An 18,792-nucleotide genomic window follows, 5' to 3' on the forward strand; every position below is an offset into this window, starting at 1 on the left:
GTTGATTGAACCTGGTTTCGCTAATACTTGACCACGTTCTACGTCATCACGCTTAGTACCACGTAACAAAATACCACAGTTCTCACCTGCACGACCTTCGTCAAGCAGTTTACGGAACATTTCTACACCAGTACAAGTTGTCTTCGTTGTTGTACGTACACCAACGATTTCTACTTCGTCACCAACACGCACAATACCACGCTCAACACGACCTGTTACTACTGTACCACGGCCTGAAATTGAGAATACGTCTTCGATTGGCAGTAGGAACGGCTTATCGATGTCACGTTGTGGTTCTGGAATATAAGAATCCAGTGCCGCGGCCAATTCAAGGATTTTCGCTTCCCACTCTGGCTCGCCTTCTAACGCTTTCAGTGCTGAACCTTGGATTACCGGTAAGTCATCACCTGGGAAATCGTATTCTGATAACAGTTCACGAACTTCCATCTCCACTAGCTCTAACAGCTCTTCGTCATCGACCATGTCACATTTGTTCATGAATACGATGATGAAAGGTACGCCTACTTGACGTGACAGCAGAATGTGCTCACGTGTTTGTGGCATTGGACCGTCTGTTGACGCTACTACTAAGATCGCGCCGTCCATCTGTGCAGCACCTGTGATCATGTTCTTAACATAGTCAGCATGGCCTGGGCAGTCTACGTGGGCGTAGTGACGTGCTGGCGTATCATATTCGATGTGAGAGGTATTGATCGTAATACCGCGCTCACGCTCTTCTGGAGCGTTATCGATTTGAGAGAAGTCTTTAGCTTCGCCACCGTAGGTCTTAGCCAGTACGTGAGAGATAGCTGCAGTCAGAGTGGTTTTACCATGGTCAACGTGACCAATGGTGCCCACGTTTACATGGGGCTTAATACGTTCAAATTTAGCTTTAGCCATGGTAATGCCTCAGTCCAAGAATCTTGGTGATGAAAACTTACATATAGAAAAAATCCGATGCATATAAATTACATCGAACCGATTATGTTAGGTATAGGAGCTTAATTTAGAAAGGCTGGTGCTGATAGGCAGATTCGAACTGCCGACCTCACCCTTACCAAGGGTGTGCTCTACCAACTGAGCCATATCAGCATACAAATTTGGAGCGGGCAGCGGGAATCGAACCCGCGTTATCAGCTTGGAAGGCTGGAGTAATACCATTATACGATGCCCGCGCAACCTAACTAGGCTACCTAACTACCTTGAAAAAATGGTGGAGGGAGAAGGATTCGAACCTTCGAAGGCTGAGCCGTCAGATTTACAGTCTGATCCCTTTGGCCACTCGGGAACCCCTCCAGTAAAATGGTGCCGGCACCAAGAGTCGAACTCGGGACCTACTGATTACAAGTCAGTTGCTCTACCAACTGAGCTATGCCGGCAAATCATTTCGGAACGGGATATTAGGTAAATGTGCCTCTGAGTGCAAGTAAAAAACGCCTATTTGATTAAAAAAACTAGTTAAACGATGTTTTTTTACACGCCAATCACTTCCGATGGGCAATTATCCAGCAAATGCGACTGTCAGTGAATTAAACAAGGTTGAAATTACTGATTTTTTATTGTCGACAATAATGCCATGGTGTACTGTGCCTTTCCTAAGCCGAGGAAAGCCTATGATTTCTAAAAATCCAATTCAAAAAGCGCTCTATCTTACCTTTGAACGCCCACAATGGTCAGAGCTAAGAGATTCAGTACCGCTAACATTAAGTGAACAGGATTTAGAAAATCTTAGGGGTATTAATGAAAAGGTATCCCTTTCCGAGGTTACAGATATTTATTTGCCCCTCAGTAGGTTACTTAATTTGATCGTTAAATCTAAGCAACAACGGGGCTTAGTACTTGATGAGTTTCTGGGACAAAAACCATTCCACAGTCCCTATATCATTAGCATTGCGGGGAGTGTTGCGGTTGGTAAAAGTACGACTGCACGTATTTTACAAGCACTATTACGACATTGGCCCGAGCACCCTAAAGTTGATCTTGTTACAACGGATGGGTTTCTTTACCCATTAGCCGATCTCAAGCGCAAAGGTTTATTACAGCGCAAAGGATTTCCCGAAAGCTACGATATGAAAATGTTGGTGGAATTTATTTCGGCCGTAAAATCGGGACAACCACATGCAAAAGCCCCTATATACTCCCATGTGACCTACGACCGTGTACGCAATCAGCATCAAACTGTCTCGCAACCCGATATTTTGATCCTTGAAGGTTTAAACGTACTCCAAACGGGGTTGGACTCACCCGTCGACACTCGTAGACCCTTTGTATCTGACTTTGTTGATTTTTCTATCTATGTAGATGCTGATGAATCATTGCTTAAGCAGTGGTATAAAGAGCGCTTTCTGCAATTTCGTAAAGGCGCATTTAGCGATGCTAAGTCCTACTTCCATCATTATGCGAATTTAACTGATGATGAGGCAAATACAATTGCCGCTAATATTTGGGACACAATCAATGGCCCTAATTTGCAACTGAACATTCAACCCACGCGGGAAAGAGCACATTTGATCCTACAAAAGGGGCAAGATCATTTGATGTCCCATGTGCTCATGCGCAAGTAGTACCCCTAAGCTAACGGGGTCTAAGACTAATTTCTCCGCCGATAAACGCTTGAATACCATCGGCGGTGTCGAGTAATACCGCCCCTTGATCATCTACCCCCATGCAAATCCCATCAATATGATTTTCACCCATGAGTAAACGGATTGGTTTGCCATAAAATAAATCTGCAGCTTGCCAACGCGCTTTGAATGCATTGAGCCCCTCGCGCTCAAATAGCTGAATATCTCGCTTGAGCTGTTTTTGTAACTCAATCACTAGGTCAGTCTTATCCGGCATAGTCGCTAGTGTTGATAAATCACTCCAAGGTTGGTCTATTCCTTTTCCATGATCCTCTGACATCGCCATATTGACGCCAATCCCGATAATAAGCTGGCATTCGCTATCAGCCTGCCCCGACATCTCAATTAAAATCCCAGCCAGTTTTTTATGGTCCAAATAGATATCATTCGGCCACTTAACGCCTATATTCTCAACGCCATAGGACTTAAGTACCTCAACCAGCGTACAGGCCACCACTAAACTCAAGCCCATTGCCTGTGCCATGCCCTGGGGGAATGACCAAAATTGTGAAAAATACAGATGATGACCATAGGGCGATACCCAAGTTCGGCCTCTACGGCCTCGGCCAGCCGATTGAAACTCGGCCACACAAACATCTCCACTCTTCAGCTCATTTGTGTGGCTGAGCATAAATCCATTAGTGCTCGGAATTTCATCAAAATAAAAACACCGATTATCAATCGATTGCACTAAGCGTGACGCATCAATCAATGAAATCGGATTCGCAAGTTTATAGCCGCGACCTTTAACGCTATAAATTGCAACGCCATAGGTTTCTAGCGCATCAATATGTTTACTCACAGCAGCACGAGATATGCCTAGATCACTCGCTAGCTGTTCGCCCGAGACAAAACGCTCGCTAGATAATAAAGTTAAAATTTCGCGCTTCCTTACCCAGTTGTCAGACATGCAGTTCTCCTTCACCTGTGACTCCGATAATCCTTGGCTCTGCCTCTAGCAACACACCAAAGGAGTCATTGACGCAATCAATAACATGCAGTGCTAAACGGCAAATATCCTGCCCGGTCGCGCCACCGCGATTAACTAAAACTAATGCTTGCTTATCGTGTACGGCTGCATTTCCCAAGACAAAACCTTTTAAACCAGCCTGTTCGATTAACCAACCAGCCGCGAGCTTAACTCTGCCATCAGCTTGAGCATAGCCGACGATTGTCGGAAATCGTTGTGCAAGCTCAAGGTAACAGGCGGCACTGACAATTGGATTTTTAAAAAAGCTGCCCGCATTGCCTAATACCTTAGGATCAGGAAGCTTTTCACTTCGTACTTGGCAGACTCGCTTGAAAATGTCAGAGGCTGTTACAGATTCGGGATCAAAAGATTGTAAAGGACCATAGGCAAGATGCGGTTGCCACTGCTTAACTAGACGTAATCCAACCGCAGTAATAACCGAACGACCACGCAACTCTCCTTTGAAAATCGATTCACGGTAGGAGAACTGACATTCAGCCGCCGTTAGACGGAAAAAGTCACCGGCATCAAGGTCGAGATATTCAACCCAATCACAAACATCGCAAAGCTCTACACCATAAGCACCAATATTTTGGATTGGTGCTGCACCAAGGGTTCCAGGGATCAGAGCGAGGTTTTCTAAACCTGGCATAGCATTAGCTAAGGTAAACTCGACTAATTCATGCCAGTTTTCACCCGCCTCAACCTCAAGATAAAAGTTGGCAGCGTCTTCGCTGACTTTTATTCCCTTAGATAACACTCGCACCACAGTGCCGTGAAAATCATCTGTAAAAACGACATTACTACCGCCACCTAAAACGAGTAAGGGTTGCTGGCTTCGCCATAATGGCAAGCAAATATTTTTAATGGCTTCTTTTGAATGAGCTTCAACAAGTGCTGAACAGCACTGTGAAAGACCAAAGGTATTGAATGACTTAAGACTATGAGACAAGGACATGCGATAGATCGGTAGCAAGAAATGTCTTATTGTAACGACTAAAATCCGCAATTGCAGCCAAATAACGCTATTGTTCTCTACGCCTCAAATACTATGTAACCAGCACGGTTTACTTAAACCAGCGGCAAAAGTGACCAACACAGCACCAATCAGCGTTAACATCAGCTCAAAAATAAGCCTCTCTTATCATAGTGCTTGTGTGTACCATTAACTTATTGATACCCGTTCCACAGCCACTGATAAGGATGCCATTAAATGACAATGCTATTTCGTTTGACCGCCAGCTCTAAGCGCTCACAGCAAGTGCTATGGTGCCAACCTCGCATGTTATATCGCATCATCGGCATATTCGGCGTACTACTCCTAGGGACAACTTTTGCGTTAGCGGCCCCCGCTTCTGGCGAATTTATTTCCAACAAACGCTGTGAACTCTTTCAATCAAAGAATAAACAGACCAACCCAGAGCAGTTACAAAGCAATATTGGTGAGCGCTATACAGTACTGGAAATTTTAGGTAACAGTACCAATCCTCAATGGCTGCGAGTAAGGACCAATGCAGCAACCTCACCTCTGCGCTGGATAAGCGCTAATTGTGGTCAGTACCTCACCAGCGTAACGAACACTGACCTTTCTACACCCGTGTCGGCAATGGAACCCTCGCAAACCACTACAGCATCGGATATCAAAGCAATTAATCGCGATAGCCTTAAAGAACAAAGTACAAAAGATAAAGGCCAAGTCAATCAGTGCCAAATTGGCGGAAACTTCGACTCTCACATTCTAGCATTGAGCTGGCAAAGTACTTTCTGCGAACTCTATGGCAACCGCAAAGCAGAATGCAACGCCCTAAGTAAGACGAGTGAATCAGCCCAATGGCAACATTTTAGCCTGCATGGACTTTGGCCTAATAGGAAACAATGCGGCACACGTTATGGCTACTGCAGTACAGTAAAGCTGCAACCTAGCGATTTTTGTAGTTATCCTGAAGTTGAACTTAATGCTTCAGTACGCAAAAATTTAGAAGAAGTGATGCCGAGCTCTCGCTACGGCACCTGTTTAGAGCGACATGAATGGTGGAAACATGGAACTTGTCGCAACCAAGATCCTAACGATTACTTTTTGTTAGCCACCCAGCTAACCCAAACGATAAACGCCTCCCCATGGGTTAAAAACTTCATCCATGGGAACATAGGTAAAAAGGTCACTAAACAGGAGCTGAATACGAACTTTGATGCAAGCTTCGGTCAAGGCTCACATACCAAAATAAGCTTAGAATGTGCCAAAGGACTGTTAAGTGAAATCCGCATTAATCTACCCGAAGTGATTAAAGGCTCTGATTCAATGCCAAGCCTCCTTGCAAAAGCCAATAAGGCGGAAAAAGGCTCTTGCTCAGAAACAATCATCATAGATAACCCAAATTAATCGACTAAATACAGATTGATAAGGGCAGAAATGGGATCGCCAAAAACACAAAAGCCCTCATAAAAGAGGGCTTAAGTTAATAAAGCGTACTAGGAATATTGAGGCAGAAAATTCGCCATCGCCAACAGGTGACACGCACCTGTGACTATACCAAATAGCACGACGATAATGATGATGGGTGTGCCACCCATCACTTTAAAGCCCCTGCTTTCGGGGAATAACTGCCGAGATTTATAAGCCATCAGCGCAGGGACAATCACAGCCCAAACCGTTGCAGCCAATGCCGCAAAACCGATAGCAATTAGAAAACCATCTGGAAATAACAGCCCAAAAACCGTCGGTGGCACAAAGGTTACAGCGGCAGTTTTCATCCTTCCATTACGGGAGTCATCAAAACCAAATAAGTCTGCAAGATAATCAAACAAACCCAAAGTTACACCCAGGAACGACGAGGCCACCGCTAAGTTTGCAAACAGGGTCAACATACTGTTTAACCAGCTGCTTGCCATCACCTTAGACAGGGCGCCAACTAACACTCCCATATTGCCGCCTTGGGCGATAATATCGCTAAACTGGCTGCGGGGAATATTGCCCATAGTGGCGACTAACCAACAGACATAAATGATAAGCGCGATAAAAGTACCGACAAAGATAGCTTTGATAATAGTGGCGGAATCTTTACCATAATACTTCACTAAACTAGGCACATTGCCATGATAGCCAAAGCTAGCAAGGCCAAAGGGCAACGCCGCCCACACATAGGGCGCAAAACTTGCTGAACCATCGGGTTCAAGCAACTTAGTGACATCAATCTCTATCAGTAAGTTACCTATAGCAAGAAAGAAAGTGATGATCATACCGCCGAGCATAATGGTCGTAATACGATCCACAGCTTTGGTGCTGATCAGCACGATACTCGCTAGCACTATGGCAAATACTAACCCTGCCACACTTTGAGGTAATTCAATCCCCATGCCCTGCAAGCTGTGGTTTACAATCGAGCCACCACCGCTGATATAGGCATAAGTTAAAATGTAGAGCACAAAGGCGATCGAAACACCATTCACTATGCGCCAAAACTGGCCTAAGGTTTGTTTTGTTAAAGTATCGAAACTAGCACCAGGTTCAAAGTGTAAGTTGGTTTCAAGCAGTAATAAACCCGACATCAACATGCAAAACCAAATACCTAGCAGCATTAAAATGGAATACCCAAACCACATGCCAGAACCCACCACAGGCAAGGAAAACATGCCCGCCCCCACGGTCGTCCCAGCAATAATCATGGCGCCACCGAGCAAAGACTTACCTGCGGGCTTATGTTTAGCCGCATTCATATGATTTGCCATTAGATAACGTGCTCCGCAGTGACACTCGCGACTATCGTCTGTCTCACTGAGGCCCTCAATAGGCTATTGGCTTGATCTCGAATACGCTTAATATCAGATTTGTCATCTTTGTCAGAAAGATAACCTAACTCTTTTAGCTTAACACTCAAGGTGCCGTAGAGTTTTTTATCGTAAAACTCTGGCGCAGTAATTCCATGCAACGCCCCTAAACGCTGGGCAAGTAAATGACTTTCTGACTCAAGCTCTGAGCGTTCCATCTTAGGACGATGTGCTAGCAAATTGAAAATAATGGCATAGCGTTGCAATGTTTCGCTTACAGATCCCGCAAGCAATACCAAGTGACTGGAATGCTCTGTTACAACTGACAAACTATCTGACTCGTTCACTAAACCTTGCTCAATAAAGAGATCCAGCACTTGATCTACATAAGTAGGCAAATCCTTAATCCCCATAAAAAGCTCAGCCTTTAGTAGTGGATAAAAGTCATTTAGGATGGCCACGACTTGCTGGCGTTGGATTTGCTCATTATGGGTCAAACAGCTCGCGACAAGCGAAGGAATAATAAATAAGTGAATAATATTATTGCGATAATAGGTCATCGAAATAGCCTGATTGGCATCAATAGACACTATCTCACCTAGCGGATCGGAGCTCACGGAAAACTTATTCAGATCAAGACCTTGCTGTACTAGATATTTGCCATCACCTTCAGCGACCGAAGTAAAAGAGGTATAAGGCACCCGCTTCAGCAGAGTGAGATACAAATCCAACTGACGCTCAAGCAGGCAACGCTCGAGGGCATTTTGCTCCGATGCCAATAGCACTAAACTGGTGAGTGTGACAGAACTTGCCGCCGCGGCATCATTAATACGAGTCATCACCCGATTTGCTAACGTGTTAACCGCAGGGGTTAACCACGTTGGTTTTTGCTCTGGATCATTGGCAAGCTCTGCACGCCAGTTAGGTGCTATTTCGTTTAAAAAGTTTTGCAGGGTAATGGGCTCACCAAAGTTCACATAACCTTGACCAAAATTACCTAATTTACGAATTGCCCCAAAAACTTGCCAAACAGATTCTTTCTGTTTCTTCTTACCGCTCAATTCTTTGTGATATGTAGCAACTTCCATCACATGGTCATAACCCAAATAAACGGGCACCAAAGTAACGGGGCGCTCAATACCACGTAGTACACTATTCATCGTCATCGCTATCATGCCCGTTTTGGGTGCTAACAAACGCCCCGTACGTGAGCGGCCACCCTCAGAGAAATACTCCACCGAATAACCCTTAGCGAACAGTTGGTCTAAATACTCACGGAACACTGCTGTATACAGCTTATTGCCATTAAAGCTCCGGCGAATAAAGAAAGCCCCGCCACGGCGGAATAATGGCCCGGCGGGCCAGAAATTAAGGTTTATGCCAGCGGCAATATGTGGTGGAACCATTCCTTGGTAGTACAAAATGTAGGATAACAATAGATAATCCATATGACTGCGATGACAAGGCACATAGACAATTTCATGGCCATCGTGGTGCAACTGACGGATCAGCTCAGCACCTTTAATATTGATGCCACTGTAAAGTTTGTTCCATAACCACGTTAAAAAACGCTCTGCAATACGAACTAAACTATCCGAATAATTCGCTGCGATTTCATCAAGATATTCAATTGCAGTTTCACGAGCTTGAGTTTCCGAAATCTTTTTGCTCGCGACTTCTTCCTGAATCGCCTTACGTAACGACTCCGACTTTAGCAACGAATCAAATAATGCCTGACGATTTGGCAGTAAAGGGCCCGTCATCACCTTGCGTTGACGGCGAAAATGCACCCGCGCCACCCGTGCTAACTTATGGGCAATCCCCATATCTGTACCGTGTTCATCGGCCATATAACGCAGTGAAACGGCATTTGAAAACTGCACAAAATTATGACGACCTAAAAACAGAATCATCAAACACTTACGTAGCCAAGTCGGGTTTTCACGCTCTAGCACAGCCGCCTTCATCGTATCGTCTTCTTTACCGGGGGTGCGACCCCAATAAAGGCTTACTGGTACCAGTTGAATATCGAGCTCAGGACGCTCCTTATGGATAGCCAAGAGACGCATAAAACATTCGAGGAATGGCTCATTACTCGCACGTTCTCCAAATAAAGGTTTACGACCTCCAAGGCAAACAACGCGTGGCGCTACAACGCCATTAACAACTAAAGGCTCATAGGGACTAGGCAAACCTAACTTCGCGGTGATTTCACTCAGTGCAGCAATGTCACTAAGCGATTCTGTCTTCATGACATAGGCAAGCGGTCTGGAGGCATCCAAATTCAGATCGGCAAAGGGATCCTGAGGCACCACAATAGTGTGCACTAAGTGTTTTTGGATCCAGCGTAATGATTTCAACCAAAGAGAGTCTTGTTTAGGCATTATTCTTATGCAATTAAGTACGTTTACTAGCCCAATAGAATACCAGACTCTGGGGAGTATTCGCTAATTCTCTCCTACATATCCCCAAACCACCCTAAAATATCGCGTTTTAGGGTATATAAATAGCTTGTCCACCCCCGATTAAACTCGTACACAACCCAACCGAAAACAAAAATTTTTTACTAAATATCAAACGTATAATTAAAATTTTAATTTAAGAATACTGAACCTTCAGATCAAACTGAAATTTGCAGCTTGAAAGTACTTTAAGATCTAAAAGTGGTTAATACTTGCACTACAAATAATACTGTATATACTGACAGTAACTGTATAGAAAAACAGGAATCACCATGAGACCCTTAACACCACGCCAAGCTGAAATTTTAGAGCTAATTAAACGTAATATTGCCGATACTGGCATGCCTCCTACCCGGGCTGAAATCGCCACTCGTTTAGGGTTTAAGAGTGCAAATGCTGCCGAGGAACACCTAAAAGCACTCGCTAAAAAAGGCTGTATCGAGATCATGCCTGGTACCTCTCGTGGTATTCGCCTCCCTGCAGAGGAAGAAGTCGTGACTGAATCCGGCCTGCCACTTATAGGCCAAGTTGCCGCTGGTGAGCCAATCCTAGCTCAAGAGCATGTAGAACAGTATTACCAAATTGACCCAAGTATGTTTCACCCAGCAGCCGATTTTTTACTGCGAGTAAAAGGTGACAGCATGAAAAATATCGGCATTCTCGAGGGCGATTTGTTAGCTGTGCATAAAGTACAACAGGCAAGAAATGGCCAAGTGGTTGTCGCTAGAGTCGACGACGATGTCACTGTTAAACGTTTCGAAAAAAAAGACAACTTAGTCTATCTACACGCAGAAAATGAAGACTATTCACCGATTAAAGTCGATTTAAGCTGCCAAAGTTTAACAATTGAAGGACTCGCCGTTGGTGTGATCCGTAATGGAGATTGGCTATGAATAAACTATTAGGCAATGCCCCACGTCATCCTGGTCTATGGCTCGACAACATTCGAGATCCAGATACCGACTGGCAATATGCACCTATTAGCTGCGTGCCAACACAAACTCAAGGCCGCCATGAGTTAATTCAGCTCAGTACGCAGCTCGCGCAACTCAGTCAACAGGGTCGCTGGGTTGTGCTCATCAATCCACCAAGTATTGGCTATAAACAGTTGCTTACGTCTGCAGGTGTACGCATGGATCGTATATTACTCGTTCATGCAAAAGATGAGGTAGAAACCCTATGGGCCATGGAGAAAGCCTTAACAAGTGGTACGTCCAGTGCGGTAATTACTTGGACCACCTCACTAGATGCCCGTGATAATCGGCGCTTACAAATTGTGGCGAAAAGTGCCAGAGCAATGGGAATTGTGTTAGAGGAAGTAAATAACCACTTACACGATAAGGTGCACCTTGAACAACATACACACTTTAAACAACCCACTTTTTTTAACTCTGTACATTAGTTTTACGAAATATTTTTTAGCCGTGAAAGCCGCCTCACCTATGAATGTGAGGCTTTTTTTTAGCAATTTTTCAGACAATTAGAAAAATAAGTGATCTTGATCAATATTTAAACAGCAAGTATGGTTGATTAAGTCGGTGAACCTATATCACTGCCGATGGTAAAAACCGAGCTGTTACCTTAGTCGATTTTCCATCAATAATTGAAACGACAGATTTTTCAGCAGTATGTGCCAGCGTGGCTAATTAACAGCAGTAACAATACTTAATCAAAAGTAGCCATCAACGCACATTGAAGTCAAAAGCGCTTTTTTGGGAACTGAAGAGTTTGCATAGAGTTGAGACTTACTGTGTGACTCTTCTTTGTAGTTGCTATTTGCAATTAGCAGAGGAGAAGTCTTGTGAAGCAATTGTTGTATTGTTTACTCGTGGTGTTATTCGCACCACCGTTGAACGCAGCGGATTCGCGGTTCAATATGACCACTGGCGTAACCGAGATAAGTGGCAAGGTTTATCACTTGCACATGACTATCTTGTATATCTGCTGTGCAATTGGCCTAGTGGTTTTTGGCGTAATGATTTATGCCATGATAAACCACAGAAAATCCAAAGGCGCGGTTGCCGCACACTTCCATGAAAGTACTAAAGTTGAAATTGCTTGGACCATACTGCCATTTATTATCCTAATCCTAATGGCAATACCTGCGACAAAAACCTTAATCGCCATGGAAGATACGAGCAATGCAGATATCACCATCAAAGTCACTGGCTCTCAGTGGAAATGGCATTACAGCTACTTCGATCAAGACATTGATTTCTACAGCATACTTTCAACACCTAGAACGCAAATCGATGGTTCTGAACCTAAAAGCGAATACTACCTTTTAGAAGTCGATAAACCACTTGTTGTTCCAATAAATCGCAAAATCCGCTTCCTAATGACATCAGAAGATGTAATCCATTCATGGTGGGTTCCAGCCTTTGCCGTGAAAAAAGATGCGAATCCGGGTTTTATTAATGAAGCATGGACACGCATCGATAAACCTGGCATTTATCGCGGCCAGTGTGCAGAGCTTTGCGGTAAAGATCATGGTTTTATGCCCATTGTCGTTAAAGCTTTACCAGAAGCAGAGTTTGATACTTGGATTGCAGAGCAAAAACAAGCAGCGGAGACTGCCGCCGCCACAGCTAAGGCAGCCTTATCACAAACTCTCAGCCAAGCAGACTTAATGACTCAAGGTGAGCAAGTCTATATGGCTCGCTGTGCAGCATGCCATCAACCCAACGGAGAAGGGTTAAAAGGTGTATTCCCAAGCCTTAAAGGTAGCCCTATCGCAACGGGCCCTATCACACCCCATCTTGAGATTATCATCCACGGTAAAGCGGGTACGGCAATGCAGGCTTTTGCTAACCAATTAACAACCCAAGAAATTGCCGCAGTGACAACCTATGAGCGAAATGCATGGGGAAATAATATGGGGGATGCCGTTCAAGCCAAAGATGTGAACGAATATATGAATGGTGGTGGTCAGCCTCAAACATCAACAGCACAAACGCAGCAAGTAGCCGCGTTAGCTACAGAGCCATCAACCCAAGCTACCAGCATAGATCCCGCTAGCCTACCAACACTGAGCCATGAAGCTCTAATGACGGAAGGAGAAGCAATCTATACATCAAGTTGTGCAGCCTGCCATCAATTAAATGGCTCTGGTATTCCACCCGCTTTTCCATCGCTAGTTAACAGTAAAATTGTAACTGGGCCAATTGCCAGTCATATCGATATTGTGATGCATGGCAAAACTGGCACCGCGATGCAGGCATTCGACAAACAACTCAGCCCACAACAACTCGCAGCAGTCATTACTTATGAGCGAAATGCTTGGGGTAACAATACAGGCGATACAGTTCAAGCCTCTGATATCGTTAGACATGGACAGTAGGGGATTACGATGAGCACTATGACTCAAGACCAAACCGCAGTCCATGATGACGACCATCATCATGGTGCACCTAAGGGCATTATGCGCTGGCTGCTAACCACAAATCATAAGGATATTGGCACCCTTTATTTATGGTTTAGTTTCATTATGTTTCTAACGGGCGGGGCCATGGCAATGGTGATCCGAGCTGAATTATTTCAACCCGGATTACAGCTAGTTGAGCCAAACTTTTTCAATCAAATGACCACTGTTCATGGCCTGATTATGGTATTTGGTGCCGTCATGCCCGCTTTTACGGGATTAGCGAATTGGCTAATCCCTATGATGATTGGCGCTCCAGATATGGCGTTACCTAGGATGAATAACTGGAGCTTTTGGATCCTCCCTTTTGCCTTTGCCATTTTACTCAGCTCATTATTTATGGAGGGAGGAGGCCCAAACTTTGGCTGGACCTTCTATGCCCCACTCTCAACGACTTACAGCCCTGACAGCACAGCTCTATTCGTGTTTTCTATCCATATCATGGGGATAAGTTCGATCATGGGCGCAATCAACGTGATTGTGACCATAGTGAACTTACGTGCGCCAGGCATGACATGGATGAAACTGCCGCTATTCGTGTGGACTTGGCTTATTACCGCGTTCCTGCTGATAGCTGTCATGCCTGTACTCGCTGGAGTGGTAACTATGGTGCTCACCGATAAATTTTTTGGTACCAGTTTCTTCGAGGCGGCAGGCGGCGGTGATCCTGTAATGTTTCAACATATCTTTTGGTTCTTCGGTCACCCAGAAGTTTACATTATGATTTTGCCTTCTTTTGGCATCATCTCGGCCATAGTTCCGGCTTTCAGTCGCAAAAAACTCTTTGGTTATGCCTCTATGGTGTATGCAACAGCCAGTATTGCCATTTTGTCTTTCCTTGTATGGGCACACCATATGTTTACAACGGGTATGCCCGTGTTTGCAGAGCTGTTTTTTATGTACTGCACTATGCTGATTGCCGTGCCTACAGGAGTGAAAGTCTTTAACTGGGTAGCAACCATGTGGCGAGGCTCACTCACCTTTGAAACACCTATGTTATTTGCCGTAGCTTTTATTATCCTCTTCACTATTGGTGGCTTTTCGGGACTAATGCTTGCCATTACTCCGGCCGATTTCCAATACCATGATACTTACTTTGTGGTGGCCCATTTTCATTATGTGCTAGTAACAGGCGCTATTTTTTCCATTATGGCCGCAGCCTATTACTGGTTACCTAAATGGACAGGCCATATGTATAACGAACGTTTGGGACAGTGGCATTTTTGGTGCTCAGTGATTTCCGTCAACGTACTCTTTTTCCCTATGCATTTCCTCGGGCTTGCAGGAATGCCGCGACGGATCCCTGACTACTCCATCCAATTTGCCGATATAAACCAAATCGTATCGATTGGCGGTTTTGCCTTTGGTCTATCACAGCTGATTTTCTTAGTACTCGTGATTAAGTGCATCCGTGGAGGTGAGAAAGCGCCCGCTAAACCTTGGGAAGGCTCCGAAGGGCTAGAGTGGACACTACCGAGTCCTGCTCCCTATCACTCATTTACTACACCTCCTGAGGTGAAATAAAATGGCCAGCACAACTAGGTCAAATCGTAAACTTATCAGCTTGTTAGTTCTTGGCTGTGTGGGTATGTTTGGCTTTGGATTCGCGCTCGTACCACTGTACGATGTTCTGTGTGAAAAATTAGGGATCAATGGTAAACCCGCAAGTACAGCCAGTAGTTATCAAGCGATAACTGTCGATACGAGCCGCACTGTAACTGTGGAGTTTATTTCCCAAGTACAAACCGGAATGCCGTGGAAGTTTGAACCGCAAATTAAACGGCTTGTGGTTCATCCTGGCGAGCTTGTTCACACAGCATTTTTAGCTCGTAATGAGTCAAACCATGCCACAGTTGGGCAAGCAATACCCTCAGTTTCCCCCGGCCAAGGGGCAGCCTATTTCAATAAAACGGAATGTTTTTGCTTTAATCAACAACCCTTGGCCGCGGCAACTAGCGCCGAGTTACCGCTTATTTTCTTTGTGGATCCTCAACTACCTGAGTCTATCCATACTTTAACCCTCTCTTACACCCTCTACGACATTACCGACAAGCAGTTAGCGTCTGCCATAGAGCAAGGAGCTGCAAAATGACCACGAAACATCAAACTTACTATGTCCCATCCCAAAGCGTCTGGCCCATTGTCGGTGCCATTGGATTATTTTTTATTGCCGCCGGCGCAGGACTTTTCGTCCAACAGATGAAATCTGGTGCTTCTGGTGGCGGCTATTTACTGCTTTTAGGCATAGCTGTCATTGTATTTATGTTGGTTGGCTGGTTTAGCGCGGTTATCAAAGAGTCGACAACTGGACTCTATTCCGCTCAGATGGATCGATCCTTCCGCCAAGGTATGAGTTGGTTTATTTTCTCAGAGGTGATGTTCTTTGCGGCTTTTTTTGGCGCGCTGTTCTATGCCCGCGCTATCGCCGTACCTTGGCTTGGCGGTGCATCTAACAACGCTATGACCCACGAAATACTCTGGCCAAGTTTTGAAGCGGTTTGGCCCCTTATCTCTACGCCAGATGGTACCAAGACAGAGGCTATGCCTTGGACGGGTCTCCCCTTAATCAATACCCTTATTTTACTGACCTCATCAGTGACCTTACATTTTGCTCACATTAGTTTAGAAAAAGCTAAACGCTCAGCCGTAGTGCTATGGCTAGGGATCACGATTTTATTGGGTATAGGTTTCGTTGGATTGCAAGTAGAAGAATACCGTCACGCATATCAAGAGATGGGACTAACCCTCACTTCGGGGATTTATGGCAACACTTTCTTTCTGTTAACTGGGTTTCATGGCATGCATGTCACTTTGGGAACAGTATTCCTATTAGTTTTATTTTTCAGAGTATTAAAAGGACACTTTACGGCAGATAAGCATTTTGCATTTCAAGCTGGGAGTTGGTACTGGCACTTCGTTGATGTGGTCTGGTTGTGTTTATTTATCTTCGTCTATGTACTGTAACTGACACTCAATAGGGCCTAGGGTTTGGACTAATAAGTCCAGTCCCGAGTGCCACCAGCAGTAAGAGGATTACCAGCACAGAGAAAATAACACGACGACCCAGATAACGACTCATAGGGACAGTGTTGTCACCTTTCACCATAATAAATAAGGCTCTACCTAAATTAAAAATGATAAACAGCAACAGCAGCACTAAAACTAACTTAAAGATGAATAGGGCATTCATGCAATATCCTTATGATCTGCTGAATAAATTAACCGTTTTCTTGCTGATATTAACTGTGGCTGTATTCGTGATTCTGGTCAAGCTCGGGCTATGGCAGCTCCATCGCGGAGAAGAAAAAGCCCAGTTGTTAGCCCAAATGGAATCTAGGCAAGCCTTGCCACCACTAAGCTTTGAACAACTTTTGCAAAGAATCCGCATAGAAGATGTCACGGGTTATCGACTCAATATCAATGCCTCACCAGCCAGTGCGCAAATCTGGCTGCTCGACAATCAAATCTATCAGGGGCAAGTGGGATATTTAGCATTTCAAGCACTGCAAATCGACGCTGAACAACCTTGGCTACTGGTCGAGTTAGGCTTTATCGCCGCAACAGCTCACCGTGATGAGCTGCCACAAATCGAGCCACTTAGCGGGAAACTGAGTCTTGTCGGCAAGCTATATCAAAAACAAACCAATCCTTTAAGTCATGCCTTAATGGCAGAAGTCGGGACTCGCATTCGCATCCAGAATCTTAATATTCCTGAAATAACTCAGCTAGTAGGTCATCCTTTAGTGGCGGCAGTACTGCAACCTGATCAACTCCCCAACCTTGATTTAGCGCACCCTTGGCAACCTTTTCCACTCTCGGCACAAAAACATTGGGGTTATGCATTGCAGTGGTTTTCAATGGCAGCGGTATTTGCAGGTCTGATGCTATGGCAAGGGATTAAGTATGTAAAACATCATCACAGTGCCAACTCAAACTCTATGGGTGAATAGTAAAAATACAGCCTAGTTAAATCCAGATAAATATCAAAACAATATATTAGGGATAATTTAAATGAGAGGAGCAAGCATGAACTCCCAGCCCAAATCGACACATAAAGCGTTGGGATTATTGCTAGTGGCGTTTATCGCACCTGTAGTGATTGCCAAGCTAGTATTGAGCCTTAATTTATACCACGGCGGTGCAACCAACTTTGGTGAACTGATCAATCCCGCAACCAGCTATACCAGTCTTGGGGTTACCAATCCTAAACCCAAAGAATGGCAACTACTCTATTTATTGCCCTCCCATTGCGATGATAATTGCCGGGAACGCTTGTATATTTTACGCCAAAGTCATACCGCACTAGGACCAGATCAAGCAAGGGTAGAGCCACTTATTCTTGTCAGTCCAGATAGTGATCTTAGTGCCTTAAAGGCATTTAACTTTAACACTAGTCCAACCAATAACAGCTTAAACGATTGGTTAAATGCACAGCAGCTGATCATAGTAGATCCCCTCGGCAGCTTAGTGCTGCGTTATCCCCAAGTACAAGGTAAAGAAGCACATTTAGCCCAAGGTAAAGCACTGATTGCGGATCTGCGTAAGTTATTAAAACTGTCGAGGGTAGATTGATGCAACTGACTTGGATCCTACGCTTAACCTTAGTCTTCACCTTAATGGTCATTTTAATGGGTGCTTACACTCGGCTATCGGATGCCGGCTTAGGTTGCCCTGACTGGCCGGGCTGCTACGGTCAAATAAAAGTGCCCACCCAAGACCATGAAATCGCCCGTGCTCAAACTATTTTTCCAGACCATGATATTCAAACTGAAAAAGCATGGTTGGAAATGATCCACAGATACATTGCCGCTGGTCTTGGCCTGCTCATACTGTTCATTTTTATCATATGTCTAAAAACACCAACAGCACCGAAGAAACTGCCCACCCTTATATTATTACTGCTTATTTTCCAAGCAGTTTTGGGTATGTGGACAGTTACAATGAAGCTTATGCCCATAGTGGTAATGTCACACCTGATTGGTGGCTTTAGTCTGATTTCACTGCTGCTAATTCTTTATTTACGTATCCGGCAAAAACAGGTCAATATTGGTGGTTTGCAGACACAAAACCTTGCGATTTTAGCGCTTGTAAGCTTAGTCATCCTTATCGGCCAAATCATGCTAGGCGCTTGGACATCCTCAAACTACGCGGCACTCGCCTGTACCACCTTGCCCATTTGCGAAGGTAATTGGATAGATAATCTCGCCATTGCCGATGCATTCTCCCCTTTCCAAGGCCAGCACCCTAGTTTTGAGTTTGGAGTATTAGATTACCCAGCACGGATGACCATCCACATAGCACACAGATTCGGTGCCATCATTACGACAGGAGTACTGTTACTTCTGGCATATAAATTATTTGTTAGCACTAGAGCATTAAAAACCTTAAGCCTCTTATTGGTGGCCCTAGTGATACTGCAAGTCACACTAGGCATTTCTAATATCGTCATGCATTTACCACTCGGTATTGCGGTTTCTCACAATGGTGGTGCGGCACTACTGCTACTAACCTTAGTGACGATTAACTACTTTTTATGGCGCAAAGCATAAG

Annotated in this window: 17 protein-coding genes and 4 tRNA genes; 11 read left to right on the forward strand and 10 right to left on the reverse strand. The window is 44.6% G+C overall.

Annotation, left to right across the window (positions count from 1 at the left end):
- The 5 genes from tuf to L2744_RS17875 form a co-directional block, all read right to left on the reverse strand.
- On the reverse strand, nt 1-900 hold a 900-nt coding region (gene tuf, locus L2744_RS17855; protein ID WP_248993175.1), incomplete at its 3' end, for an elongation factor Tu.
- A 116-nt stretch (nt 901-1,016) separates the two neighbouring features.
- Nucleotides 1,017-1,092, reverse strand: a tRNA-Thr gene (locus tag L2744_RS17860).
- Between the two features lie 9 nt (nt 1,093-1,101).
- Nucleotides 1,102-1,175 (reverse strand) — tRNA-Gly (locus L2744_RS17865).
- A gap of 36 nt (nt 1,176-1,211) precedes the next feature.
- Nucleotides 1,212-1,296: transfer RNA gene (locus L2744_RS17870), tRNA-Tyr, on the reverse strand.
- A 7-nt stretch (nt 1,297-1,303) separates the two neighbouring features.
- Nucleotides 1,304-1,379 (reverse strand) — tRNA-Thr (locus tag L2744_RS17875).
- Between the two features lie 234 nt (nt 1,380-1,613).
- Here L2744_RS17875 and coaA point away from each other — a divergent pair.
- A complete protein-coding gene (gene coaA / locus L2744_RS17880) occupies nt 1,614-2,564 on the forward strand; it encodes a type I pantothenate kinase (protein WP_248993176.1) in 951 nt (316 codons plus the stop codon).
- A 10-nt stretch (nt 2,565-2,574) separates the two neighbouring features.
- On the opposite strand, the gene birA is transcribed toward coaA, so the two are convergent.
- Together birA and murB are read right to left on the reverse strand one after the other, a co-directional pair.
- Nucleotides 2,575-3,534, reverse strand: coding sequence for a bifunctional biotin--[acetyl-CoA-carboxylase] ligase/biotin operon repressor BirA (birA, locus tag L2744_RS17885; protein WP_248993177.1), 960 nt, complete (start codon nt 3,532-3,534; stop codon nt 2,575-2,577).
- A complete protein-coding gene (gene murB / locus L2744_RS17890) occupies nt 3,527-4,552 on the reverse strand; it encodes a UDP-N-acetylmuramate dehydrogenase (RefSeq protein ID WP_248993178.1) in 1,026 nt (341 codons plus the stop codon). Before murB ends, birA begins: the two co-directional genes overlap by 8 nt.
- Before the next feature lie 255 nt (nt 4,553-4,807).
- Here murB and L2744_RS17895 point away from each other — a divergent pair, with 255 nt between their 5' ends.
- Nucleotides 4,808-5,974 carry a ribonuclease T2 gene (locus L2744_RS17895; RefSeq protein WP_376711955.1) on the forward strand — a complete coding sequence of 389 codons (1,167 nt, stop codon included), beginning with the start codon at nt 4,808-4,810 and terminating at the stop codon, nt 5,972-5,974.
- An 89-nt stretch (nt 5,975-6,063) separates the two neighbouring features.
- Here L2744_RS17895 and mtr read toward each other — a convergent pair whose 3' ends face one another.
- Nucleotides 6,064-7,320: a tryptophan permease gene (mtr, locus tag L2744_RS17900; RefSeq protein WP_248993179.1), complete on the reverse strand. Its 1,257-nt coding sequence runs from the start codon at nt 7,318-7,320 to the stop codon at nt 6,064-6,066.
- Nucleotides 7,320-9,743 (reverse strand): glycerol-3-phosphate 1-O-acyltransferase PlsB, encoded by a 2,424-nt coding sequence (gene plsB, locus L2744_RS17905; protein ID WP_248993180.1) that lies wholly within the window; start codon nt 9,741-9,743, stop codon nt 7,320-7,322. Before plsB ends, mtr begins: the two co-directional genes overlap by 1 nt.
- Before the next feature lie 350 nt (nt 9,744-10,093).
- Between plsB and lexA the strand changes: the two genes are divergently transcribed.
- From lexA to L2744_RS17935, 6 genes are all read left to right on the forward strand, one after another.
- The gene (gene lexA, locus L2744_RS17910; protein WP_248993181.1) at nt 10,094-10,714 is read left to right on the forward strand and encodes a transcriptional repressor LexA; all 621 of its coding nucleotides are present in this window, start codon (nt 10,094-10,096) and stop codon (nt 10,712-10,714) included.
- On the forward strand, nt 10,711-11,223 hold the full coding sequence (locus L2744_RS17915; protein WP_248993182.1) for a cell division inhibitor SulA: 513 nt from the start codon (nt 10,711-10,713) through the stop codon (nt 11,221-11,223). Before lexA ends, L2744_RS17915 begins: the two co-directional genes overlap by 4 nt.
- A 399-nt stretch (nt 11,224-11,622) precedes the next feature.
- Nucleotides 11,623-13,161, forward strand: a complete 1,539-nt coding sequence (gene coxB / locus L2744_RS17920) for a cytochrome c oxidase subunit II (protein ID WP_248993183.1) — start codon at nt 11,623-11,625, stop codon at nt 13,159-13,161.
- 9 nt (nt 13,162-13,170) lie between these two features.
- The gene (gene ctaD, locus L2744_RS17925) at nt 13,171-14,766 is read left to right on the forward strand and encodes a cytochrome c oxidase subunit I (RefSeq protein WP_248993184.1); all 1,596 of its coding nucleotides are present in this window, start codon (nt 13,171-13,173) and stop codon (nt 14,764-14,766) included.
- Nucleotide 14,767: 1 nt separating this feature from the next.
- Nucleotides 14,768-15,334, forward strand: a complete 567-nt coding sequence (locus L2744_RS17930) for a cytochrome c oxidase assembly protein (RefSeq protein ID WP_248993185.1) — start codon at nt 14,768-14,770, stop codon at nt 15,332-15,334.
- Entirely contained in the window at nt 15,331-16,206 is an 876-nt protein-coding gene (locus L2744_RS17935; protein WP_248993186.1) for a cytochrome c oxidase subunit 3, read from the forward strand. Before L2744_RS17930 ends, L2744_RS17935 begins: the two co-directional genes overlap by 4 nt.
- A 7-nt stretch (nt 16,207-16,213) precedes the next feature.
- Here the strand turns inward: L2744_RS17935 and L2744_RS17940 are convergent, their stop codons facing one another.
- Nucleotides 16,214-16,432, reverse strand: a complete 219-nt coding sequence (locus L2744_RS17940; RefSeq protein ID WP_248993187.1) for a DUF2909 family protein — start codon at nt 16,430-16,432, stop codon at nt 16,214-16,216.
- Here L2744_RS17940 and L2744_RS17945 point away from each other — a divergent pair.
- The 3 genes from L2744_RS17945 (at nt 16,431) to L2744_RS17955 (ending at nt 18,791) form a co-directional block, all read left to right on the forward strand.
- Nucleotides 16,431-17,192, forward strand: a complete 762-nt coding sequence (locus tag L2744_RS17945) for an SURF1 family protein (RefSeq protein WP_248993188.1) — start codon at nt 16,431-16,433, stop codon at nt 17,190-17,192. The two genes, L2744_RS17940 and L2744_RS17945, sit on opposite strands and share 2 nt — an antisense overlap.
- 76 nt (nt 17,193-17,268) lie before the next feature.
- A complete protein-coding gene (locus tag L2744_RS17950; protein ID WP_248993189.1) occupies nt 17,269-17,814 on the forward strand; it encodes a redox-active disulfide-containing membrane protein in 546 nt (181 codons plus the stop codon).
- On the forward strand, nt 17,814-18,791 hold the full coding sequence (locus L2744_RS17955; protein ID WP_248993190.1) for a COX15/CtaA family protein: 978 nt from the start codon (nt 17,814-17,816) through the stop codon (nt 18,789-18,791). The genes L2744_RS17950 and L2744_RS17955 overlap by 1 nt, the downstream gene beginning before the upstream one ends.
- Nucleotide 18,792 lies beyond the last annotated feature (1 nt).

It is taken from the genome of Shewanella profunda, assembly GCF_023283765.1.
In the GTDB taxonomy this organism is placed as follows: domain Bacteria; phylum Pseudomonadota; class Gammaproteobacteria; order Enterobacterales; family Shewanellaceae; genus Shewanella; species Shewanella profunda.